Annotated in this window: 13 protein-coding genes; 2 read left to right on the forward strand and 11 right to left on the reverse strand. The window is 35.4% G+C overall.

All coding sequences use genetic code 11. From position 1 onward, the window contains the following. Positions 1-4 precede the first annotated feature (4 nt). On the reverse strand, positions 5-1507 hold the full coding sequence (locus ACT3CE_RS15150) for a RagB/SusD family nutrient uptake outer membrane protein (RefSeq protein ID WP_444710612.1): 1503 nt from the start codon (positions 1505-1507) through the stop codon (positions 5-7). A gap of 45 nt (positions 1508-1552) precedes the next feature. Continuing rightward, complete coding sequence (locus ACT3CE_RS15155) at positions 1553-4645, reverse strand: SusC/RagA family TonB-linked outer membrane protein (RefSeq protein WP_444710613.1); 3093 nt, start codon at positions 4643-4645, stop codon at positions 1553-1555. Positions 4646-4914: 269 nt separating this feature from the next. Between ACT3CE_RS15155 and ACT3CE_RS15160 the strand changes: the two genes are divergently transcribed. After that, the gene (locus ACT3CE_RS15160) at positions 4915-5772 is read left to right on the forward strand and encodes an AraC family transcriptional regulator (RefSeq protein WP_444710614.1); all 858 of its coding nucleotides are present in this window, start codon (positions 4915-4917) and stop codon (positions 5770-5772) included. A 170-nt stretch (positions 5773-5942) separates the two neighbouring features. Then, a complete protein-coding gene (locus ACT3CE_RS15165; protein WP_444710615.1) occupies positions 5943-9878 on the forward strand; it encodes a hybrid sensor histidine kinase/response regulator transcription factor in 3936 nt (1311 codons plus the stop codon). Between the two features lie 124 nt (positions 9879-10002). Here the strand turns inward: ACT3CE_RS15165 and ACT3CE_RS15170 are convergent, their stop codons facing one another. The 9 genes from ACT3CE_RS15170 to ACT3CE_RS15210 form a co-directional block, all read right to left on the reverse strand. Further along, on the reverse strand, positions 10003-11082 hold the full coding sequence (locus ACT3CE_RS15170) for a hypothetical protein (RefSeq protein ID WP_444710616.1): 1080 nt from the start codon (positions 11080-11082) through the stop codon (positions 10003-10005). A gap of 225 nt (positions 11083-11307) precedes the next feature. Next, the gene (locus ACT3CE_RS15175; protein ID WP_444710617.1) at positions 11308-12276 is read right to left on the reverse strand and encodes a glycoside hydrolase family 43 protein; all 969 of its coding nucleotides are present in this window, start codon (positions 12274-12276) and stop codon (positions 11308-11310) included. Between the two features lie 128 nt (positions 12277-12404). Next, positions 12405-13541 (reverse strand): endo-1,4-beta-xylanase, encoded by a 1137-nt coding sequence (locus tag ACT3CE_RS15180; RefSeq protein ID WP_444710618.1) that lies wholly within the window; start codon positions 13539-13541, stop codon positions 12405-12407. A gap of 20 nt (positions 13542-13561) precedes the next feature. Then, a complete protein-coding gene (locus ACT3CE_RS15185) occupies positions 13562-15028 on the reverse strand; it encodes an MFS transporter (RefSeq protein WP_444710619.1) in 1467 nt (488 codons plus the stop codon). A gap of 144 nt (positions 15029-15172) precedes the next feature. Further along, the gene (locus ACT3CE_RS15190; RefSeq protein ID WP_444710620.1) at positions 15173-17740 is read right to left on the reverse strand and encodes a glycoside hydrolase family 3 C-terminal domain-containing protein; all 2568 of its coding nucleotides are present in this window, start codon (positions 17738-17740) and stop codon (positions 15173-15175) included. A 90-nt stretch (positions 17741-17830) separates the two neighbouring features. Then, on the reverse strand, positions 17831-19183 hold the full coding sequence (locus ACT3CE_RS15195) for an endo-1,4-beta-xylanase (RefSeq protein WP_444710621.1): 1353 nt from the start codon (positions 19181-19183) through the stop codon (positions 17831-17833). A gap of 98 nt (positions 19184-19281) precedes the next feature. Then, the gene (locus ACT3CE_RS15200; protein WP_444710622.1) at positions 19282-20436 is read right to left on the reverse strand and encodes an IPT/TIG domain-containing protein; all 1155 of its coding nucleotides are present in this window, start codon (positions 20434-20436) and stop codon (positions 19282-19284) included. Between the two features lie 12 nt (positions 20437-20448). Continuing rightward, positions 20449-21975, reverse strand: a complete 1527-nt coding sequence (locus ACT3CE_RS15205) for a RagB/SusD family nutrient uptake outer membrane protein (protein ID WP_444710623.1) — start codon at positions 21973-21975, stop codon at positions 20449-20451. Positions 21976-22006: 31 nt separating this feature from the next. Next, positions 22007-25123 (reverse strand): SusC/RagA family TonB-linked outer membrane protein, encoded by a 3117-nt coding sequence (locus ACT3CE_RS15210; RefSeq protein ID WP_444710624.1) that lies wholly within the window; start codon positions 25121-25123, stop codon positions 22007-22009. Between the last annotated feature and the right edge of the window lie 676 nt (positions 25124-25799).

Below are 25799 nucleotides of genomic sequence, written 5' to 3' on the forward strand. Positions count from 1 at the left end.
CTTCTTAATTAATGTTAGGATTCAAATCAATTTCACGCTGAGGAATTGGATAAAAAGCAACTTGCTCAGGCGAAAGACCTGCTGCTTCTGTTACTTTTTCCTGTACAATATTCTTACGTCGTAAATCCCAAAGACGATCTCCTTCATAGGCAAATTCACGCTGACGTTCCTCAACAACCAATGAGCGGAATTCCTCTGCAGATAAACCAGAAAGATCATCTAACTCACTCACGCCTGCACGATTACGAATTTGATTGTATTGTTCTAAACCACTTGCATTAGCAGTAGCCTCAGCATAAATCAATTGTACTTCACTGTAACGAATCAAATAAGGACGCGTACTGGTTTTATCACCTGAAAACTCCGTATCAATATATTTTCTGGTGAATTCGTAAGGAATTGTTCCATCGGAAACCGAACCCGATAAATTATTTTCTTCATCATAAATTTCGGATACAAATAGATCTGTACGACGCTTATCATTAGCCTCGTAAGATGATATTAATTTATTGGTAGTTTGAAATACACTCCATCCATCATGAGTTGGAGAGAAAGAATCATCTGTATTCTTTAAGTAAATAGTACCTCCTGCAATCCAAGGAATAAAATATTTAGAAAGTTTAGAGTAATCCCCTTCTGCTGTTCCAGAACGATCCATCGATAGAATAAATATATGCTCTGGACCATCTGCTTTATCCACATCGTAGATATTCTGCAAGTTACTATCGTGTGCATATTCAGATTGATCATTAAGAACATATCCAGCATACTCAGCAGCTTTCGCATACAAATTATCAACACTCTCGGTAAGTGCATCGTATTTAGGTACACCACTCTCTTTTGCTGATGCTGCAAAAAGATAAACATCTGCTAAAAGTGCCTGGGCAGCTACTTTATCGGCACGACCCGTTACACGATTTACTTCTAAATAGTTAACGGCCTTAGTTAAATCATCGATTAAAAATGCATACACTTCCTGCATATTTTCAGGTAAACTAGATGTTGTTTCATCCATTTTATCGATTAAGGATGTTTGCAAAGGAGCGATACCAAAAGCTCTAACGACATTAAAATGATTGTAAGCACGAAGAAAATAAGCTTCTCCTAACAAACGTCGTTCTTCACTTTCTTCAAATCCTCTTCCTTCAACATTCTCGATAACCGCATTTGCTCTATTCACGGCAATATATGCACATCGATAATATTGTGTTAACAGTTCGTTTTGAGAAGTCACCTCCCAATTCACAAATTCCTGTGCATCTGACCCTTCATCTGATTTTACATTGCAATTATCTGATGCCAATTCGTTCAAGTAAAAGTTGATCGGAGCATAACTTACCAGCGTTAATGCATCGTAAGCATATAGTAATGAAGCTTCTGCATCTTCAACTGTTTTGTAAAAATTATCGTCGGAATAAAAGCCTGTAGGTTCCACATCTAGGCTCTCGCAGGAAGCGAAGCCTACTGCAAAAACCAAACCCAATGCTATTTTATTTAATATTTTCATTTTCTGATCTTTTTAAATGGTGTAAATGATTCTTGTGATCTTGAATTAGAATGTCAATTCAACACCCAATGTCCATTTTCTCAATTTAGGATAACCTCCCCAGTAGATACCATCACTTCCAACTTCAGGGTCATAACCATCAAAATCGGTAAGGGTAAACAAGTTGGTCGCATTCATATAAATACGTCCTCGTTTGAACCATGATATTCCTAATTCTGGAATATTATATCCTAAAGAAACATTTTGCAATCGCACATAACTTCCTTCTTGAACAAACCAATCGGACATCAATAAATTTCGTCCTTCGCGCAGGCTAGGATAATTATTGGTTGGATTGTCTTGAGTCCAACGCAGAGGTTGATTACTTGGCTCACTAAATGCTTTGGTATTAAAAATATCCTGACCAAAACTTCCGTTAAAGAATAGTGCCAAATCGAAGTTTTTATAACTCACTTGCAAATTCATACTTGCTGTAAAATCAGGATTTGGATCCCCAATAATAGTACGGTCATTACTATCAACAACTCCATCTTCATTAATGTCAACATATTTAAACTCTCCAGCTTGAGCATCTTTTCCTGATAACCCAGCGGCCAGTCCTTCCTGAGAGCTTTGAATAATACCATCTACTCTATAACCATAGAAAACATTAACTGCTTCTCCAATTCCCAAAATGTTTGGTTTTGCACGAAAAGCCTCTATTGTTGAAGCATTAAATTCATATTGCATTCCTGTATTGGCATCAGAATTCAAACCAAAAGCCAATTCATTACCCAGACTAACTACTTCGTTTTTATTTCTAGAAAGAATCAACGATCCTGAAACTTTCCAGTCATTTTTATTAATGATATCAGCATCAATCGTTAATTCAACTCCTTCATTCTTGATCTCTCCGCCATTCACCCACATCAAATCGTAAGCTGATGATGGTGACAACCAACGTTGACGTAATAAATCGTTTGTATATTTATTGTAATAATCAGCAATCACACGCAATCTTCTGTTGAAAAATGCCATATCAAAGCCCACATTAAATTGTCTTGTTGTTTCCCATTTTAAATCAGGATTAGGAATTCCACCCCATTGCTTCTTCCCTGTTTGACTGTCCCAACCAGCGATATAACCTGGTCCAATTGCTGTTTGCCAACTACCATTCACATAGTATTGATCTTGACCATATTGGCTATTAATTAGATAAGCTCCAATTGGCTCTTGGTTACCAGAAATACCATAACTAGTACGAAGTTTTAACTCATCAAATACATTTAAATCTTTAATGAAATCTTCGTGGTGCATTTTCCATCCCAATGCTCCTGATGGGAAATACCCCCATTGATTGTTCTTTCCAAATTTTGAAGAAGCATCGGCACGCATAGTAAGGGTTGCTAAATATTTACTATCGTATGTATAGTTCAAACGCCCCATGTATGAGTACATCACCTCTTCACTCAAGCTATTGTCTACGCTTTGTTTCTCAGGGTTACCACTAGAAAGGTTTCCACTTCGTAAAGATTCATTCAAAAAATCATAGGCTCTAAGACTTGACGAACGATCTTTTTTATAACGATATGAAAAACCACCCATTGCATTTATAGCGTGTACTTCATTAAGCGTCTTACTAAACGTCATAAATGTTTCAGAAACGATCTCACTACTCTCCCAATTGTCAACACCACCAGCACCATTGTTAAAGGTTCCATCTTCGGTATACACTTTCGGATTGTAAAAATCGGTTATTGAACGACTAAACTTGTAATTCACCTGAGACTTTAATTGCAATGAAGGTAACAATTGAGCTTCAGCAAATGCAGAACCTAAAAAATCCAAAAACTCATTGGTATTTGATTTATTCTCGGTTAAAGCAATTGGATGATCATAATCTTGATTTCCCAACATATAATAACCTTTCGATGCATCATCATTGTTATAAACTGGAAAAACAGGATTTCGCCAATAAGCCAAACCACCATTGTTATTTCTTTCTCCTTTAGTGAAAAGAATATTGGTTCCGATTGTAAGATTATCGTACGCCTTATGAACTACATTAAGATTTGTATTCAGTTTTTTATAATTATCATCAATATAAACTCCTTCATCGGTAAAATAAGTTGTACTCAAACTAAACTGAGTCTTCTCATTCTGACTACGAATTGCAATATTCGTATTGTTCGAAATTGGCGTACGAAAAACAACATCATCCCAACGAGTGTTATACGCCCACGACCCACTTTTCAATTCACTTACCGAAGGATAATAAACTCCATTCGGATCATTTGCACCTACATACAATGGAACAAAACCACCGTTAGTTCTGGATTCATTGCTTAATTCAGCCATTAACACAGGGTCTCTCCACAAATTTAGATCTGATGTAAATTCTGAAATTGTATTTTGCTGAGAAACGGTAACTTCAGTCGTATTTTTGGCTCCTTTTTTAGTGGTGATCATGATCACACCATTTGCACCACGCGAACCATAAATTGCTGTCGAAGAAGCATCTTTCAGAATTTCCATCGATGCAATATCATTAGGCGAAATTTGTTTTATATCCCCAGCATTTCCAATTGGAAAACCATCAACAACAACCAAAGGCTCATTACCACTTCGATAAGAACTACCTCCACGAATACGGATAGTAGATCCTGAACCTGGATCATCCGATGAAGAAACAACTTGTACACCTGCACTTTGTCCTTGTAAAAGACCATCAATAGAATTAGCAGGCTTCATTGGAACCACATCCATTTTCACAGAAGATACAGATCCGGTAAGGTCACTCTTTTTAACCGAGCCATATCCTACAACAACAACTTCTTCTAAACCTAAGGTTTCCTCTTCGAGAGTAACAGTAAGACTACTTTGATTTGTCACAGGAATTTCAAGCGTTTTGTAACCTACAAATGAAAATACAACGATTGCGCTTTCCGACGAAACTTGAATATTAAATTCACCGTCGATATTTGTAACGGTACCATTTTGAGTGCCTTTTTCAACCACACTCACACCTGGAATACTTACTCCACTTGCATCGGAGACTACTCCATTTACATTTTGAGATTGAGCTTTTGCCTGCAATGTCACCATCAAAAGGCAACAAAACATCATTAATAAACTCAATATCCGGTTTCTTTTTTTCATAGATATAGATTTCTCGTTTCTAATAAAATTATCGATGTTTCAAAAGTAGCACTCAACTTTCAGTAAAATTTTACTTTTCATGCTCTTTACCTATACTTTAATGAATTATTAATTATACTAGAATTCAACAAACAAGTAGAACACAAGCGTAAACAACTGAATTTACTAGCATTACACAAGATTATAAAGCAATACTTTTATGAATATTTTATTACATTTGCACAATAATATTAATCATTTAATAACTTATAACGCAAACTTTTTAATTTATGACAAGAATTGTACGTGAAATTACGCCTTTATCAGAACACGATTTTTTTATTGTTCTTGATCATCAAAATGCCAAGTTTGATTTCCCTATTCATTACCATCCTGAGTACGAATTAAACCTTGTCCTTAAATCCAAAGGAAAACGTATCATTGGTGATTCTATTAAAAACTACGATTCGGCAGATTTGGTATTAATTGGTCCAAACACACCTCACGCATGGAGTGGCAGTACTGATGACGCCAGGGTAATTACCATTCAATTTCAAACCAATATTTTAAGCGAGCAAACCTTAAATCGAAAAGCTAGTCTTCCAATAAAAGATTTATTGGAGAAATCGAAAATGGGAATCTTATTTTCTGAAGACACAACTCATAATATAACTGATCGCATCTTAAAACTATCAGACGTTACTGGATTTGATTCTTTTCTTGATTTTCTATCCATTCTATACGATCTGTCCATTTCCAGAAATCAAATGACCTTATCGTCACCTTCCTATGTAGAACAGTTTGACACATCAAAAAGCAGACGTATTAAAATGGTGAATCAATTCTTAATTGAAAATCTTCACACATCAATAAGAATTAATGAAGTTGCAGAAATGGTAAACATGTCACCATCGGCATTCAGCCACTTCTTTAAAAAGAGAACACAAAGATCTTTCTCAGATTATCTTTTGGAAATTAGAATCGGAAATGCGGCAAAACTATTGATAGACACAGAAAAGAATATTTCTGAAATTTGTTTTGAAAGTGGATTCAACAACATCTCTAACTTCAACCGATCATTTAAAAAATTAAAAGGATGCACACCTAGAGAATTTAGGTCTCAACAAAAAATGATCACCAAACATTAATTTTAATACAATTTCTTCACCTTTATTAATCTTTTGTATAAATCGACATTACACCTTGTAAATACAGCTATTATTAGATACTTTTGCTATCACCCTCCAACATTTTAACTTATCTTGAGCAAATTGAAATTCCTCATTTGAATTTCGAATTGTTGATATACAAAAGTAAAATGAACTATAGATTTCTGAATATTTTATTACTACTATTCTTTCTTCTGGCAGGAACACTGACTGTAAATGCTCAGCAGTTTCGACATCTTAATGTTGAACAGGGTTTAAGCAGCAGGCAAACTGTAAATATCAAACAAGACAAAAAGGAATTTATTTGGATTTCGACAAAAACAGGAATTGACAGGTTTGATGGTAAAACATTAAAAAACTACACTTTGCCTGCTACTCCGCGGGAAAATGCTCCAGAAAATTTTTATCTGCAAATAGATAATGACTCTTTACTTTGGGCTTATAGTGACATCGGACAATTTTATAAATACAACTACCAGAACGATAAGTTCGAAATCTATTTTAATTTACACCGAAACGAATATTACTCGGGATTATGGGTAAACTCTACAGGCTTCGATTCAAGTAACACCCTTTGGCTGGGAACCGATAATGGTTTATATAATTTAACAAAGGGCAAATTAAAACAGTTTGAAAAATACCCTTTAAAACAAGATTATACAACTGCCATTTGCAAATTGGATAAGAAACAAATGCTATTTGCTACTTTTAACAAGGTATATCTATATAATATTTTTAATAAATCATTACAAGAATTAAGTATAAATTTAGGTGAAAACCAGAGAGTAAACAGTTTGTATTACAATAAAGACACCAATAGAGTATGGATTGGAACTTTCTCGCAAGGAGTTTACTGTTACGATTTAAACACTAAAAAACTAAGTGATTTAAAGAAAATTAATTCAAATTTTCCGACTGTACCCATTCGTAAATTTGAAATGTTCGATTCCGGATCTATGCTAATAGGATCTGACGGTATGGGTGTATGGATGGTTGATTTATTTTCTTTTCAGGTAAAAAAAATATTCCATGAAAATGAAGACGAGAAATTCTCCTTAAATGGAAATGGTGTATACGATATCTATAAAGACAGAGCCAACAGAATTTGGATAGGTACTTATACGGGTGGAGTAAATATTCTAGATCCGGCAGCCATAAAATTCAAAATTATCACTCACCAAACAAACAACAATCAATCATTAGGCAACAGCATTGTAAATAGTGTATTTGAAGATAAAAGTGGTAATTTATGGTTTGGCACCAACAATGGAGTTAGCGTACTGCAGAAGAAAAATAACAAATGGCGCCATTTCTTTACTGGAAAAGGGAACGAAACCAATGTTTTTCTCGATTTATGCGAAGATGCCGATGGCAATATATGGGCCGGATCATACTCAAAAGGTGCTTATCTAATTAGTCCTGATTTTAAAATTAAAGCACATTTCCTTAACGATGCTTCTGATAAAAACTCTATTGGTACCAACTATATTTTTGACATTTTCATGGATTCAAAAAAAGACATTTGGATTGGTGGTCGAGATGGAAAATTTTGCCAGTATAAGCATGAGGATAAAAAATTCTACAGATATTATAATCTAAGTATAAATTCCTTTACCGAAAAAAATAAAAATGAACTTTACATTGGAGGTATACAGGGGGTTTATCTGCTAAACAAAAAAGAAGGTTTACTCGATTTAATTTCGAAACGATACTATGTATATTGTGTATATCAAGATAATCAACAAAACCTTTACTATGGAACAAGGGGCTCTGGATTATTTTATTACAACACAAAAAATAAAGAAACAAAATCGTATACCGTTCAAGATGGCTTACCTTCAAATCATATTTATGCAATAATTGCCGATCAGGAATTCTTATGGTTAAGCACCGAAAATGGAATTTCGCGTTTCAATACTAAAGACAATAGTTTCCAGAACTTTTCTACCGAAGATGGGATTTCGGATAAAACATTTAAACAATGTGCTGCATTAAAAAATAAATCGGGAGATATCTTTTTTGGATCCTATCATGGTGTCACCCAATTTAATCCTAAAGACATCAAAATAAAAGAGAAGAAGGCCAAAATATACCTGGAGGAATTTGGTCTGTTTAATAAAGTCGTTTACCCAAATGAAAAAGGTTCGCCCTTAAAAAAATCAATTAACAACACAAAGCAGCTTATCCTTAAACATTACCAGCACTCGTTTTTTATAGCCTTTACTTCAATCAGTTTTTTTAATTCAGATAAAATAAAATATTCGTGGAAACTGGAAGGTTTGGACAATAGATGGAATACTCCTTCTTTTGCAAAATCGACCAATTATACAAACCTTTCGCCAGGAAAATACAGACTCCATTTAAAAGCCATAGATTATTCTTCCGATAAGGTTCTGGACGAAAGAATGATTGAGATAGAAGTAGCACCACCATTCTACAATACAATATGGGCCAAGCTTTTATACTTGATTTTTACAGGTATTATTATTCGCTGGGTAATAATTTACTTACAGATAAAAATGAGCAAGAAAAGCTCCGAAGAAAAAATTAATTTCTTTACCAATACGGCACACGATATTCGTACCCCTTTAACCCTTGTAAGTGCTCCTCTCAACGAGCTGAAAATGGAGAATGGATTATCTGAAAAAGGAAAATATTACCTCAACCTATCGGTGAACAATCTGGATAAATTAAATGCACTGGTTTGTCAGCTACTCGATTTTCAGAAATCTGATTTAGATAAGAGTCAACTAGTATTAAGTAAAGTTGAAATAGTTGATTTATTAAATCGGAAGGTTCTGAATTTTCAAACTCTAGCCAATAGAAAGAAAATTAATTTAAGTTTCTCTTCTTCGGTAGAAAAATTGGAAGAATGGATTGATCAGGCAAAAATGGACAAGCTGATAGAAAATTTACTATCGAATGCCATTAAATATACACCCTCGGAAGGAGAAGTTAAAGTATCTTTAGAACTGGATAAAAAATCGTGGACTATATTGGTTAAAGATACAGGAATTGGAATCTCTAAGAAAGCACAAAGAAATCTGTTTAAAGAATTCTACAGAGGCGAAAATGCCATTAACTCTAAGGTTCCGGGTACCGGAATTGGCCTACTTTTGGTAAAAAACTATGTTCTTCTTCACAAAGGAAAAATACAATTCGAAAGTGAAGAAAATAAAGGATCGGAATTTAAAATAAGCTTTAAGCATGGCAAATCTCATTTTGGAAAAGATGTAAGTTTTATTGAACCCAAAACTCTTACCGAGGTTAAAGTTGATCATTTAGATATTAATTCAGATCCTACTCAGGAAAATAATAAAAAAGGAAAAACAATATCAAATATTTTACTTGCCGAAGATAATGATGAGCTTAGAAACTATTTAAAAACCACACTCGAAGATCAGTTCAATGTTTATGTTGCTGAGAATGGAAAAATAGCATTAGAACAAATTGGTAAGGTAAAACCAGATATCCTTATTTCTGATGTTAAAATGCCCGAAATGGATGGCATCTCTTTAAGTAGTAATGTGAGAAATAATTTCGAAACGTCGCACATTCCAATTATTCTACTCTCTGCTTTAAACGAGAAAGAGGACATTATGAAAGGACTACAAACAGGTGTTGACGACTACATTACCAAGCCATTTGATGTTTCCATTTTAAAAGCTAAAATTGACAATTTAATAGACAATAGAAATCGTGCTAAAGAGAATTTTCTAACAAGTGCAGAACCAATTCAGCAAGATCGATCCTATGCCAACGAACAAGACGAGATATTTATTAAAAAAGCAATAGAATTGGTAAATCAGCAAATGGATAATCCAAAATTTGCAGTAAATGATTTTGCTCAGGAAATGGGAGTTAGTAAAAGTTTACTTTACGAAAAACTAAAAGCTTTAATAGGACAAACACCAAACGATTTTGTGAAAGTAATCCGATTAAAACACGCCATAAAATTATTACAGGAAGGCAGATATAATATTACAGAAGTAGCTACCTTATCGGGATTCGATGATCCAAAATATTTTAGCACCTGTTTTAAAAAGCAATTTGGAAAAACACCAAGTAAGTATTTTGACAACTAACAATAATACAGTTATTTATTTGGCATTCAACTCTTACTTTAAGCTAACTATAATTCTAGATTTATTGAGATAGATCAAATTTTAAAAGCCCGTAAGAATTAAAAACCGCTGACGGGCTTAATCTTTATTTCCACTCACTTAAAATCTTAAAGAATGCTTTTTTACGTTCTGAGTTAATTCCCCAATCCACAGGTGGGTTTTGGTATCCACATTCAAAAGCTTCTCCTTTTCGGCGATAATCGAAATAACCCCAGGATACTTTCTGACTTGTTGCAGCCACAAAATTATTCATTGGCTGATCAAAATCTTCATGATCATCTTCGTTGTAAACAATTGGTTGCCCTTTATAACCTTTTAAAGCTTTGGTTTTATTTACTTGCTCAACAATTCCTTCCCACTTCTCAACTCCATTGCCATGGATTAAGATAAAATCGGAAACTGCAACAACTGTATCCGTAGGAATATGATTGCCGAGAAAACTAGTTCCTACCAATAATCGTCTATCGTTTACCTGACACGATTTTGCCAAATGAATTAATTCATGAACCCGCTCTTCTTTAAGAATGGAATGGAAATAAAGAAATGAACTCTCATTACAAACTTCGAGCAGGACATTTCGAAAATCATTTTCTAAAATCCAATCAACCGCATTAAGTAAACCCGTTTTAATGGCTTCTTCACTTTCCATTCTTCGCTCTTGTCCAAAATAGTACACACCAATAATGGCTACCATTCCTAAGCGATCTGCTTCATTTAAAATCAACTTCAAACGATTCATATATTCTGGACGCAATTCTCCTTTTTCGGTAATTGCAGAGTTATGCCAAGGCTGTGTTTTCGAATATCCTTCGGGACTACCACCCTGCAAATTTATTGTAAAAGCGAGTAAGCCATTTTCTTTCCATAAAGGCATTGCTTCAATAAACTCTTTTGTATTTCTATTGGCATCCCAAACTTTGGTATCCGGATAAGCCCAACGATTTACTGTTTCGAGATTTAAATCATCATAAATTCCTTGTACCATTCTCACGTTAGGCAATAATCCTTGAATGGAATAATCTCGCCAGGTTTTACCTTCAAAAGTTGGTTTTCCATTAATGTAAAACTCACTTTCTACAATGCTAATTGTCGTTTTATATTCCTGTTTTTTACACGAAACAAGAAGAAAAAGAACTAAAGTAATTAGTAAAAATTTATTTTTCATTTTTTATAATTAATTATTATTTATTCGAATTGTACTACTCTAAATATCTTCTCACTAAAGTCTGCAGTATATATTATTCGCATAAAACTTATAAACATAACTTCTTTATATTTCTCCCAAATCGAAACGTTTTCATTTTTTTTTGCATAAAAAGTAAAAAAAAGGTGCATTGAAAAAATTCCCCAACACACCTTCACTAACTTTTTTATGAAAAAATAAAACTCATTACGCCATTCCATCTAATGGTTTAATGGTACCATCTTCGTTGTATTCTAACTCTACAACTTTCACGCTGCGCAACCAGGTTTTACCTCCTGAGGGTTTACAGTCATGATAAAAAAGATACCACTTGCCCTTAAACTCACAAATGGAATGATGAGTTGTCCAGCCTACCACTGGTGATAAAATCTCCCCTTGATAGGTAAATGGTCCGTAAGGATTGTCTCCTATGGCATAGCACAACAAGTGTGTATTACCAGTGGAATATGAGAAATAATACTTGCCCTTGTATTTATGCATTTTTGCGGCTTCAAAAAATCGACGATCATGATCTCCTGCTTTCAGAGGATTTCCATCCTCATCTACAATTACAACGTCTTTTGGCTCTTCGGCAAACTCCAACATATCATCAGACATAAGAGCTACTTTTGCACACAAAGCAGGTTCTTCATCAGTAGGCTCTGCACCAACTTCAATGGCTTTATTATCGCGATAACGCTGTAGCTGTCCGCCCCAAATACCACCAAAATACATGTAATGCTCGCCATCTTCGTCCTCAAACATGGCAGGATCGATACTGTAACTTCCCATTATTGGGTGCTTTTCAGCAATGAATGGACCTTCCGGAGTATCGCTTACGGCAGCACCTATTCTAAAAATGTCGTTTTTATCTTTTAAGGGAAAATAGAAATAATATTTTCCATTTTTACAGGCTGCAGCAGGAGCCCACATCTGTCTTCCCGACCAAGGCACATCGTCTACATCTAAAATTACACCATGGTCTGTTACTTTTCCATCGATCTCCTCCATAGAGTAAACATGATAATCGCGCATGGCAAAATGATCGCCATTGTCGTTTTCTGGCATTCCGGTTTCGATATCGTGCGATGGATAGATGTACAACTTTCCATTAAAAACATGTGCCGCTGGATCGGCAGTATACAAATCTTCTACTAAGTACTTTGGTGTTTTCATATTGATATAATTACATTCACTTAAGAGGATGATCAGAAAAACCAATCGCGGCGTAAGCCAGCCAAACCTTATTAAGCACACGATCGGTATCCAAACTCTGACTTATAATCCCAATTAAGTGAATTATGCTATAATTCTTTTCTTAAATTAATAATTGCCTGAACAGCACCTTTTGCCTTGTTATTTCTATCGAAAAGCAATGGGTAATCAGTTCTCCCAGCTACAGGCCAATAGTTACGCCATGTTTGTCCATCGTGAACTCCCCATAAGGTAACACGACTTATTTTATCTTGATGTTTGTTGAATAAACTAAAAAACTCAACATACCTGTCAATCAACTTATTATTAATTGAATCGGGTAAAGACGTTGGATATGGATTCAATTCTGATTTAAACTCATAACTCTTTGCAACGTCGGCTCCAACGTTTAAATCTGGAAAAGGCAAAACCGAAATATCCAATTCTGTAATCATTACCTTCACACCTAAACTGGCAAATTCTTCGATGCTTTTTTCAAATTCACTCATCTCAGGCTTAGTAATTGAACTGTGAGCCTGCATTCCGATGCCATCAATTCTAACACCGGCCTCTATTAGTTCTTTTACCATTTTAATAACGCCATTTCGCTTTGCAGGAATAGCCATTGAATAATCGTTGTAATACAATTCGGCTTCAGGATCGGCTTCGTGTGCAAATTGAAAAGCCAGTTTCACAAAATCTTTTCCTATAATCTGAACCAACTTGCTATCGCGAAAAGTTCCATCTTCCATAATGGTTTCGTTTACCACATCCCAACCTTTTACACGTCCTTTGTAACGGCCAACTACTGTTGATATATGTGTTCTCATGCGCTCGATCATCACATCACGACTAACATCTTTTCCATCTTTATCAACAAAAAACCATGTAGGAGCTTGCGAATGCCAAATTAATGTGTGACCAATGATGAACATGTTGTTCTTCTCCCCTAACTCAACAAACTTATCCGATAAAGTAAAATCAAACTTTCCTTCTTTAGGTTGTATTACTTCGCTCTTCATACAATTTTCGGCAACTATAGAATTAAAATGTTTCTGAACAATTTTAATGGCCAAACTATCTTCCTGAAGAATTTGCGGTGTATTTAATGCTGTACCAATTAAATAGGAATCTTTTAAGGCATCTTTAAGTCCAATTGTTTCACTAGCTTTTTCTGCACAAGAACTTATTAAAACACTTATAATTCCAGCTAATAATATTCCTTTCGTATATTTTAAAAAATTCATTTTTATTGATTTTTTTAGGTTTAGGCAATTTTTCTTCTCTCGCTTAATTCTCTTTCAATTTCAACTTCTTTTTTCTTATCGATACCATAGAAAAACAAACATGTAACACTCACACAAAAAGTAAGGGTTGGCAATACACTCATTGCTAATTTTATTCCCCCAATTGTTTCTGGTGTTTGAGTCAATAATTGTTCATTATATCCGTACATAGCCAAAATACCAGCTACCAAAGCGCCACCAATACTCAATCCAGCTTTCAGTCCGAAAATCATTGCTGAGAAAATAATTGCGGTTGCTCTTCTGTTATTTTTCCATTCCGAATAGTCTGCTACATCGGCTATCATCGCCCAAAGAAGTGGCGTTGATATTCCATAAAAAAAACCATGGATCATCTGACTAATAAAAACAAGAGCAATAGATTTTGGCGAATAAAAATAAAATGCCAACAAGCACAAAGCAGATAAAAACAGACTTATTCCAAATACATCACGTTTCCCAAATTTATCCGCAAAGTGTTTCGAGAATCCAATACCAATAATCATAAATATAATTCCACCAGCATTAAACAAGCTAAAACCAGAAGTAGAAACATCTTCGGGCCAGTGAAAACCTACTAAACCCATATTGGTTAGCAAATTATTTAAACCTTGAATAAAATTGTTAAAGCCAATGTCATTAAGAAAGCCGGATAAAGCTTTCGCATCGAGGTAATTTTCGAAATAGTAAACATACATTCCACCTTTTAGGGATAGAGTAATAAAAATAAAGATGGTGATAAGCAACATGGCAATCCACGGTCTGTTTTTAAACAAATCTGAAAAGTCTTGTTTCACACTTGTATTTTGCTCCGAACTAGGTGTTATTCTTTCTTTGGTAGTTAAAAAAGTGATAAGAAGAAATACAACGCCTACCACAGCAAAAACACCAATTGTATTTTCAAAACCAAGCGTTTTATCGCCATCGCCAAGAATCAATACCAATGGTAAAAGCAATGCCTGTACAATAAACTGAGCAAGCATTACCGCAACAAAACGATAAGATGAAAGACTGTTTCTTTCGGCCATATCGCCGGTAATTACACCACTTAATGCCGAATAGGGCAAATTGCTTGCCGAGTAAACCAAAACCAGCAAAATATAAGTTGTAAAAGCATATATTATCTTACCATTCGGACCAAAATCAGGCGTACTAAAAGCCAGTAAAGCCATGGCACCAAAAGGAACCGCTGTCCATAAAATCCAGGGGCGAAACTTTCCCCATTTGGTATTAGTACGATCGGCTATTACACCCATTACTGGATTAAAGAAGGCACCTATCATTCCACCTGCAAATATAATTGCAGAGGCGGTAGCTGGAGGAATTTTATATACATCGGTATAAAAAAATGCCAAGAAAGTCATTAAAGTCTGAAAAATCAGGTTTGCAGCCAGATCTCCTAAACTATAACCAATCTTTTCACTTATTGATATTTTATTTTGGTTGCTCATTTTTACTTTTTTTGATAGGCTTATAGCCTGTATAAACACAAAAAATCAGGCTGTACAATCCTCATTTAAAGCAACAAGTGAGTTTAATTATAGGCAACTCACTTATTGATTTATTAAATTTTACAAGCAATCTATTTGTGATTTTTATTGTTCTGCTACATAAGAAGTTCCTGCTACTTCAATAACTTTAGTTATAACTTTCGCTTCTTTCTCTCTTTGCTCTGATGCTTGAAAACCTCCTACCGAAATAACCAATTGTCCCGATAAAACAACTTCTCTAAATTGCTCATCAACGATGGTTAATTGTTCGGGTTCAATTGACATTTCAATGGTTTTACTTTCTCCGGCTTTTAACATGATTCTTTCGAATCCAACCAAAGATCGTATTGGGTTAACACCTCCCGATTGTGGATTTGAAGCATAACACTGCACCACTTCTTCACCATCTAAGGAACCCGTATTGGTAACTTTAACCGATATTTTTACAGGATCACCCGGAATAATTTTATCAGGGGCCTTCAATTCTGAATATTTGAAATCAGTATAACTTAAGCCATACCCAAAATCGTACAATGCCTCACCTTTAAAGTAACGATAAGTTTTGCCGCGCATATCATAATCGCTGTATGCTGGAATGTCGTTTACACTTTTGTAAAAAGTTAACGGCAAACGACCTGCTGGGTTATAATCTCCAAATAAGATATCAGCAATTGCAGTTCCTCCTGCTTGTCCAGGATACCAGGCCTCTAGAATAGCTGGTATATTTTCGTTTTCCCAGTTAATTGCAAGGGCACTTCCATTTAGCAATACCAAGACCATTGGCTTGTTCAATTTTTTGATTTGCTTCATGAGAGCAGTTTGTGGAGCCGGTAACTTTATATTTAATCGGTCGCCATGTGCAAAACCATCCACTTTCACCTTCATTTCTTCTCCTTCGAGCAATGGACTAATTCCCATACAGAAAATCACCACATCCGATTCTTTTGCAATGGCAATGGCTTCTTCTTCCAAATGATTATTAGGTTTTTCCCAAAGCAGACGCATCATTGCATGCTCGGTATTATCCTGAACATACTCCAATTTTATACTATATGATTTTCCTGCCTGTAAATTAACATACTCATACTCCTTACGAGGATGATGCACTTCACTGCGACTTAGCAAAAGTGAATCTTCAAAGAAAAGTTTCATACCTAAAAAGCCTTCACCTCCTAAAGCATATCTACCACTTTCTTTTACTTTTAAAACTCCAGTCCAGCAAACAGAAAATTTATTGTAATTCATATCATCAAAAGGAGCTTGTGTTCCCCAGATATAATCAACATTAGAATCTATTCTGGTATGAACTGGTGTTCCTTCGCATTCTGTATTGTTAAAATATTCAGCTTTTAAACCCGAATGAGAAAATGAGTTATCTGTAAATAAAACAGAATTTGGAACAGCCTCAAATATTGGTAATCCTTCGGCCAATTTACATCCTGGTGCATATTTAACTTCGGCATTGGGTAATTTCTGTTTAATTCCTTCCAAGGGACTTATAGGCTTTGAAGGATATCCATTGTAATTTCCCAATAGCACCTCTAAATCATCGGCATTAGAACCAATAACGGCAAGCTTCTTAATCGACTTATCAAGAGGTAAAAGTTTGTTTTCGTTCTTTAACAGCACCATCGATTTACGTGCCGTACTTAAGGCTAACAATCTGTGTGATTCTGAATCAACTACATCATAAGGGATTTTTTCGTACTTAACAGCCCCTTTGGGTGCAAACAAACCCAATTTCATGCGTGCAATCATTAACCTTTCAACAGAAACATCTAACTCGGCTTCGGTAATTAAGCCGTTTTTAACCGCCTCGACTAAAGCCGGATAAGAATCGCCACAATTTAAATCGGTTCCTGCTTTTACTGCCATAGCCGCCGCTTCCTGTTTCGATGAAGTTACAGCATGTGCATCAGGCATATAAAAATCGTTAATTGCCCAACAATCGGAAACAATATAACCTTTAAAGCCCCACTTTTTGCGCAACAAATTACTTAACGATTTATTTCCACAACAAGGCAAACCATTAAAACTATTGTAGGCACACATTACTGAATAAACACCGGCATCCTGCACTACTTTTTTAAAATGCGGACTGTAAGTATTCAGCATATCATATTGCGAAGGTTCGGCATTAAAACTATGTCTTTCAGCCTCGGGACCACTATGAACAATAAAATGCTTAGCTGTAGCAATAAGTTTATAATAATCTTTATCATCGCCCTGCAAACCTCTAATAAACTGAACCCCAAGTTCACCTGTTAAATAAGGATCCTCACCATAGGTTTCCATTCCTCTTCCCCAGCGCGGATCTCTAAAAATATTGATATTAGGAGTCCAAAAAGACAAGCCCTGATAAATTCCACGTTTGTTTCTGGATGCAAACTCGTGATGCTTGGCGCGCGCCTCATCCGAAATGGCATTGGCTACTTCAAACATTTGGTCACGATCCCACATGGCTGCCATTCCTATTGCCTGGGGAAATACCGTTGCCAAACCTGCCCTGGCTACTCCATGCAAACATTCGTTCCACCAATTGTGTTCGGGAATTTCCAATCGTTCAATGGCAGGAGAAGTGTAACTCATCTGAGAAATTTTCTCTTCCAGAGTCATTTTGGCAACCAGATATTCGGCTCTCTCTTCAAATGTGTATTTTGTATCCTTATGCATTTCAATATTTTTTTGGCAAGACATTAAAGATATAAAAATACAAAGGGTTAAAATTTTTCTTATGTTCATAGTCAAAAATCTAAGTTCAGTTTATTGCAAGCCTTCCAAAAATCCGTAGTAGGCATCCTTTTTCTCAAAATTACTATCGAATAGTAATGGCCAATCTTGTTGTCCGTGAAAATTGATCAACCACGATTCGTTATCTACTAATCCCCATACGGTTAATGCATAAGCATTTTCTTCAGGTATCGATTTTAATATCTCAACCATTTCTTTATATTTTGCTTTTTGTGCTAAAGATCTATCTTGGCTTAAACTTGTTAAATCGTTATTCGGATTTACTCTGATATCCAGTTCAGAAAAATGCATTAACAAATCTCTGTCGACCACTTTTTGAACTGCAGCTTCTATATCAGCTTTAGCTGGATAATCGTATTGAATGTGTAACTGAAAACCAAGACCATCAATTGGGATATCCCTGGCAATAAAATCATCTACCATGGAAAAAACAGCATTCTGCTTGGTCTGATCGCTTACCATACTGTAGTCGTTATAAAATAGTAATACATCAGGATCAGCAGCTCTCACAAACTGATAACATTTGGCAATATAATCGTCGCCCATACGCTGACGGTAAATTGAATTTCTCAGGTTTCCCGAACCATCTTCAAAAGCCTCGTTTACCACATCCCAGGAGGTAACTTTTCCTTTATAGCGAGTTACTACTGTGGTGATATACCCTTCAATCATATCTTCAAATTCCTGATCGCTTCCCTGGAAGTTTGTAACCCAATCGGGCGTAGAATTGTGCCAGATTAAAGAATGACCATGTACATTAATTCCATTTTCCTGAGCATAATCAACAATCGCATCGGCAGGACCAAAATCATAGCTATCCTGAGATGGATGCATTACATTCATTTTCATTTCATACTCTGAAGTAAGACTGCTAAATTCTCTTTTATAGATTTCATCGTAATTGCCATTCAGTTTTGAAGATTGAAGAGCAACTCCAATTAGAAAATTATCTGAAGAATTTTTTAGTGTTTGATCAGGATCGGGCTCAAAAGAAGTTGTAAGCTCGATAAGATTAGAATTATCGGATACGATGCTACCACTAACCGCTCTTACCCGGTAATAATAAGAAACATTACCATCTAAATTTGTAATTTCTTCGTTTAGATTGCTAACAGCTTTAGATTTGTATCCTGATAAAAAAGTAGTAAAATCAATATCTGTAGCAACATCAAGCAAATAGCTCTCTGCTTTATAAACTCTCGACCAATTGGCAGTAAAACCACTGGAAGTAATATCTGTTGCCTGTTTGGCAATTGGGGCACCCAATTCAAATTCTTCTTCGCTTCCGCCACTGCCAGAACAGCTTGCCATTATTAATGAACATGCAAAAAGCAGCCAAATGCTAAATCCCGATAATCTTTTCATTTTCATGATATTTGAGTTGGTAAAAATCAGGTAAAGAAAAAAATTCCTTTACCTGAGTATTTTAAACTTACCCATAAAGTAAGTTAGACATGTATTTTTTAATAGTATCCGTGAAAACGAATATTATCGAATTGAATTAGAGACGGATTTGCACCCCACTCTGCAATGGTTACTTTAACCTGATTAATTTGTGTAGGATCAACATCGCCGCTATCTTGATTACCTGGATCATAATTTGCTCCGAATGCAGAAACCGGAGCTTCGATTGTGTGCCATCCGTCTTCGGTAAATTCATGACGGAAAGCCCAGTTGCCACCATCACGATCAACAATAAGGAATTCTGCTACTGTACCAATGACTCCATTACAATTAACATCGATTAAAAACATCACCTTTTCAGGATCTGATTCCACAACCATTGTTTCGGTAGCATCGGATTGACAACCGTTGTAGCCATTTGAAGTATCACCCAACCATTGAAACTGAGCAAATGTTCCTGTAGGTCCGCCAGTTAAATAATCAAGAGGTCCTGCATCACCATAAGCAACCCAATTGTTATTCGGACGCAATCCACCGCCATCAAAATCGGCAACTAAATACAGGTTGTATCCTATATCGATATCCAAAAATGCTGATACTTCGCCAGCTGCAGTTTCAATGGTAACATCGGCACCAAGCTTTGTTCCATCGGGTACTACCATAGAAATTTCGGTGGAAGAAATTTGTGTATATTCGACAGGAGCTCCAGCAAATGAAACAGAAACCAAATTTTGAAACCATTCGCCAGAAATGTTAACTGTTTCGTTTGCCTTTGGACGCTCGGGAGAAAATACTCCGATTGTTGGTTCAGGCTGAACAATTGTAAAATCATATGTAATTACATCATCATCTTCGTTGGTTATTGTTACTACATTGGCACCAAATACCGATCCTTTTGTTTCATCGAAAGGCACATTAAACATGATTGCTAAATTAGAGTTCAATACTGGATTGAATACTACCTCAACAGTCTTCTCTTCAGCTTCGTTTACACCTCTAAAAGTAACTGTTTTAACATTTTGTAAATCCGATCCCTCTGCAACTACCAACTCTTCGGGCATACCAGAGTTTGTATTTAAATCGGAATTTTCAGATACCATTACATCAATGGCAGGATTTAAGTTTGAGTCATCGTCGCAAGAATAACTTAAAACACTCACCATCAGCACAACAACCGCGCTAAGGATTTTATTTATTTTATATTTAAATTTCATAGTAGGAGACTTTTAGTTGTTAAAATCAAAAGGAACTGGTTCTTCTAACAATAGTGGATTCAAATCTGCTTCAGAACCTGGAATTGGCAGTAAGAAATCACCTGCAGAAGGAGTTACTTTTCTGCTAATGATATCATCATAATTACCATCGTTATAATCGCCTCTTTCCTGATTAGATATAATCGCTATTGCTTTTGTTCTATCCATACGAGCTAAATCGTACCAATATTTTCCTTCAACAGCAAACTCTACTCTTCTCTCCTGAATAATATCGTCGAAAGTAATAGATGTTTTTGCATCTAAACCGGCTCTAGTTCTTACAGCATTAAATGACTCTAACGCTTTAGAATCAGTTGTAGATTCACTTGATCCTAAAATTGCTTCGGCATGAATTAGCAATACTTCTGCATAACGCATAATGTAAGTATTCATATCTGTTGACATAAAACCAACACCTTCCCACTCATCTTTAGAACCAACAATATATTTTCTCCAACTAGCAATGGTACTTGTCATTCCATTTTCCGGAACCGTATAACCACCATCAGCAGTTACCAATTCAGGATAAAAATCGCCTGGCTCCATAATTGTCTCATGCTTTCTTAAATCACCATCTTCAAATGCATTTTGAAGATCGATACTTGGCTGAAAAGTTCCCCAACCATCGCCAGCATTGGTTAATTTTGGTGATGCAGCTAAATAAGCTTGATTTGGATTTTGGTATCCCCAACCTTGATTGGCAACCCATTGCAATGCAAAAACAGATTCTCGACTATTGTTGTTACGAGGATGAAATACATCTCCATAACTATCCAACAAACCATAGTAACCTGAATTAATTACCAATTCGGCTTGCGCTTTTGCATTGGTATAATCTTTTAAAGTAAGATAAACCGAAGCCATCATAGCATTACAAGCGGTTTGTGTTACTCTACCGGCTTCGCTATCTGCTCTTTGTAATGGAAGTCTGCTTAAAGCTCTGTTGTAATCGTTTAAAATAAATGTATAAACATCCTCAACCGTATTTCTATATACTTCTGAATTGGCATTATACTGATCCATAGAGTAAATTATTGGAACAGCCCCCCAAGTTCTTACTAGGTAATAATAAGCACTTGCTCTCATAAAATAGGCTTCTCCTTTTACTTCTTCGGCAACAACTTCATCAACATCACCCGAAATTTTATTTTCGAGGTTGTAAATTAATGTATTTGCAGTCGCGACTACATTGTATAAAGCATCCCAACCTTCTGTTGCAAATTGGTTTCCCTGATTTACAGAGAACAAAGTAAACTGAGCAATATCTGAATAAGTTCCTGTTGAATTACCACTGTAATTATCACCAACACAAATCAGGAATTTTTCATTGAAATAGAACCAAGGATATCCGTAAAGGGGAGCTCCTGCGCTTTTAACCTGCTCATTGGTATTGTAGTAATTATCAACTACCAATGAATCTTCAGGTGAATTCTCCAGAAAGCTTTCTGAACATGATGCAGAAAGAAAAAGGAGTAATAATATGAATATTTTATTTTTCATGATCGTAATTTTTTGACGTAAACAAGTAGATTTAGAATTCAACATTAACACCCATCATAATGGTACGTGGAACTGGGTAACGACCATTATCAACTCCCATTAGAAGAGAATTTTGGTTGTAAGCACCAATTTCAGGATCGTAACCAGAATAATCGGTAAATGTGTACAAGTTCTGAATGGTAGTATAAACTCTTAGTTTATTAACAAAAGGCAATTTATTTAACTGATTTTTATTAAAAGTATAAGCCAATGTTACATTTTGTATTTTCAAGAAAGAACCATCCTCAACAAAACGATCGGAAACGCGACTATTATTGTTTGGATCACCAAAAGCAAAACGTGGAATATTAGTATCTTCATTAACACCAGCTATAAAACGATTTGCTACTACTTTGGCCTGATTACCTGTAATCTCTTTCATTCCTTCGGTTAACTTGCGAGTCCAGTTGTAAATGTCATTCCCCTGAGATCCTTGCAATGTCAAAGAGAAATCGAAATTTTTATACGAAATTTCGTTGGAAATACTGTATGTAAAATCAGGGTGAGGATTACCAATGTATGTACGATCGTTATCATCAATAACACCATCTTCGTTAATATCTTTAAACTTAATATCACCAACCCAAACGCCATTTACTTCACCTATATCTCCCTGTGAAGCACTTGAATATAAATCAGCCTCGTCTTTAAAAATTCCATCGGTTACAAAACCATAAAACTGACCAACAGATTCTCCTTCAGCAGTTTTTGTTAAGGTATTATTAAATTCAAAAGTCTGGAAAATAGCACCTTCGTCGCTATTCATACTAATTAATTTGTTTTTGTATTTTGAGAACACAAAAGTAGTAGACCATGTAAAATTAGGTTTGGTAATATTTCTTGTTGTTAAAGAGATATCAATACCTTTATTTTCCATTTCACCCAGATTCACCATTGGAGGATTTAATCCCATGTATGAGGCAGAATTCATTGCTCCCAAATAACTTGGAAGAGGTTGTGAAAACAAGAAGTCTTTCGATGTTTTCTTATAAACATCAACATCTAATTTGATTTTATTGTCAAGAAATCCAAGTTCTAAACCAACATTAGTCGATCTTGTCGATTCCCATTTTACATCAGGATTTGCAATGTTTGCTTGGGAAAAACCAGTTCCGTAAACAGTTGTAATACTTCTAAGGCTTGCACCATAAGCATATCCACCTATATCCTGGTTTCCTACCTCACCATAACCAGCACGCAGTTTTGCATAGTTTAATACATCTGCAGCTTTCTTCATAAAAGGTTCTTTTGTAAGTACCCAGGCACCCGAGAATGATGGGAAATATCCCCAACGGTTATTGGCACCAAAATTTGAAGAAGCATCGGCACGTAATGTTGCAGTTAGTAAATATTTTCCATCAAAACTGTAATTAAAACGACCAAAATAAGATTCTATATTATGAGTTCCCTGCCAGCTTCCATTGGTTGCTGTTAATGCATCACCAGCATTTAAGGCAGTAATATCGTTGGTTAAAAACCCTGTTCTTGCTCCAGTTAAACCTTCCCATTTCGACTCTTGTGCTTCATGACCAGCCATAAGGTTAATGGAATGTTTATCGAAAGATTTAAGATAATTCAGATAATTTTTTAATACCCAAAAGAAGCTATCATTACTGGTTTTTGAAGAAGTACTTATTTCGTTTTTCTCGTTACCAATTTCATAGGTCGGATTAAAAACACTTGTTTTGTTAAGATTAAAATCGTAGCCAATCTCACTTCTAAAAGTTAATCCATCGGCAAGAGTTAAATCAACAAAGAAATTCCCATTGATTTTATAACGCTCAAGCTCACTGTTTCTAATTTCTGACCAGGCAACCGGGTTTCTACCGTTTCCAGATCCGATTCCATCGGATGGCCCTCCCCAACTTCCGTCGGAATAGTGAACAGGTACATTGGGAGACTGTCTAAGTGCAGAACTAATTACACCCGATTCATCATCGTTTAAAGTGATATGCTCTTTCGAATTACTCATTGAAACATTGTTTCCAACTTTAATCCAATCGTTAACCTTATGATCCAGATTTAAACGCATTGAAAATCTGCGAAAATCAGAATTTAATACAATACCATCCTGATCAAAATACCCTAAAGAAGTATAAAAAGTCGTTTTATCGTTACCTCCCGAAACTGAAATCTGATGATTTTGAATAGGAGCTACACGAAAAATTTCTTTTTGCCAATCGGTTCCCTCACCTAATATAGCAGGATTTTGAAATTCGAAAGGCACACTTTTACCTTGTGTAGTTAATACATCAGCATAATACTCTGCATATTCCTGAAGGTTCATTACATCAACATAATCTGAAATTTGCTGAACACCATAATAACCTTCGTAAGAAACTTTCGATTTTCCTTTTTTACCCCCTTTAGTTGTAATGATCACTACACCATTCGCACCACGAGATCCGTAAATTGCGGATGCCGATGCATCTTTTAAAACCTCAATTGATTCAATATCAGATGGGTTAATACTTGACAGTGCACTTACTTTAGTTTGTCCGTTACCACCACCTAAAGCAGAAAAAGTATATGAATCGTTATTGGAATTACCTTGTAAAGGCACACCATCGATAACGTATAATGGTTCATTATTACCAGTTAAAGAAGTAATACCACGAACACGTAAAGAAACACCTCCACCCGGAGCACCAGAGTTTTGGGTAACTGTTACACCGGCAACACGACCTTGCAAAGCCTGATCAACACCTGCAAATGTCTGATCTTCCATTGTTTCTCCTTTAACAGAAACTACAGATCCGGTTAAGTCACTCTTTTTCATTACACCATAACCAACAGCAACTACTTCGTTTAAGCCAATGCTCGATTCAGCCAGCTCAACATTTATCACAGCTTTATCTGTTGCAAATTCCATAGTCTCGAAACCAATAAAGGAAAATACTAAAGTTCCGTTTGCTGCTACAGAAATACTATAGTTACCGTCCATATCGGTAGTGGTTCCATTCGTAGTTCCCTTTTCGACTACAGTAACACCCGGTAAGGCATCCCGAGTACCTTTTACACTTACTTTACCCGATACTACATGTTGCTGCGAATAAGCTGTAAAGCTTAAAACTAGCATTAGTAGTAATAAATTAAGTCTTCTTTTCATTGTTTAGTAATTAGATTAGAATAGGAATATTGAATTTATTTCAACATTTTACACTTAGCGAATCTTAATTTTATTTGGTTTTCAACATGGATTTCTACCATTACAAACCTTTGCATAAATCAAGACTTTCATGTACCGCAATTTTAGCTATTCCTGTTTGGTCCGATGTTTAAAATATTCCAAAGAAGGTTTAATTTCTTCCAGAATACTATCTATCAGTACATTAAAAATACACGGTAATACTTTCTATAAAATCTAATTAATTTGGAAATTGTAATCTTTTGGAGAATAAAAAGACGGTAAATAGTTACCGTTTTACTACTTCAGTTTAAATTTATCGAGCTTATTGGCTGCAGTCGTTTGCCTCATTTCACTTTCCAGCTTACTAAAATCTTGCTTACCTGCTTTCTTTATAAACTCTCCATCTTTTAACAAGTGTATTTCATCACAAGTGTCGCGCAGTGTTGAAAATATATGAGAAGAAATTAGTATAGTTTTGCCTAAATCTTTTAGTTTATGGATTATGTCGGTAATTAGGATAGTACTTTGAATATCTACACCATTAAAAGGTTCATCAAGTATCTAGCAATCGTTCTTTGAATCACCACTCCCCTAATCCATACAGGAACAGTACTACTCAACAATAAGAATTCATAAATTTATTAAAGCAATATAT

This window comes from Marinifilum sp. RC60d5, assembly GCF_052400665.1.
Taxonomy (GTDB): Bacteria; Bacteroidota; Bacteroidia; order Bacteroidales; family Marinifilaceae; genus JBQTGK01.

Bases quoted from the DNA above. Each gene is read 5' to 3' on its own strand.
- ACT3CE_RS15150 (WP_444710612.1), bottom strand. From the start codon at position 1,507: ATGAAAATATTAAATAAAATAGCATTGGGTTTGGTTTTTGCAGTAGGC.
- ACT3CE_RS15155 (WP_444710613.1), bottom strand. From the start codon at position 4,645: ATGAAAAAAAGAAACCGGATATTGAGTTTATTAATGATGTTTTGTTGC.
- ACT3CE_RS15160 (WP_444710614.1), top strand. From the start codon at position 4,915: ATGACAAGAATTGTACGTGAAATTACGCCTTTATCAGAACACGATTTT.
- ACT3CE_RS15165 (WP_444710615.1), top strand. From the start codon at position 5,943: ATGAACTATAGATTTCTGAATATTTTATTACTACTATTCTTTCTTCTG.
- ACT3CE_RS15170 (WP_444710616.1), bottom strand. From the start codon at position 11,082: ATGAAAAATAAATTTTTACTAATTACTTTAGTTCTTTTTCTTCTTGTT.
- ACT3CE_RS15175 (WP_444710617.1), bottom strand. From the start codon at position 12,276: ATGAAAACACCAAAGTACTTAGTAGAAGATTTGTATACTGCCGATCCA.
- ACT3CE_RS15180 (WP_444710618.1), bottom strand. From the start codon at position 13,541: ATGAATTTTTTAAAATATACGAAAGGAATATTATTAGCTGGAATTATA.
- ACT3CE_RS15185 (WP_444710619.1), bottom strand. From the start codon at position 15,028: ATGAGCAACCAAAATAAAATATCAATAAGTGAAAAGATTGGTTATAGT.
- ACT3CE_RS15190 (WP_444710620.1), bottom strand. From the start codon at position 17,740: ATGCATAAGGATACAAAATACACATTTGAAGAGAGAGCCGAATATCTG.
- ACT3CE_RS15195 (WP_444710621.1), bottom strand. From the start codon at position 19,183: ATGAAAAGATTATCGGGATTTAGCATTTGGCTGCTTTTTGCATGTTCA.
- ACT3CE_RS15200 (WP_444710622.1), bottom strand. From the start codon at position 20,436: ATGAAATTTAAATATAAAATAAATAAAATCCTTAGCGCGGTTGTTGTG.
- ACT3CE_RS15205 (WP_444710623.1), bottom strand. From the start codon at position 21,975: ATGAAAAATAAAATATTCATATTATTACTCCTTTTTCTTTCTGCATCA.
- ACT3CE_RS15210 (WP_444710624.1), bottom strand. From the start codon at position 25,123: ATGAAAAGAAGACTTAATTTATTACTACTAATGCTAGTTTTAAGCTTT.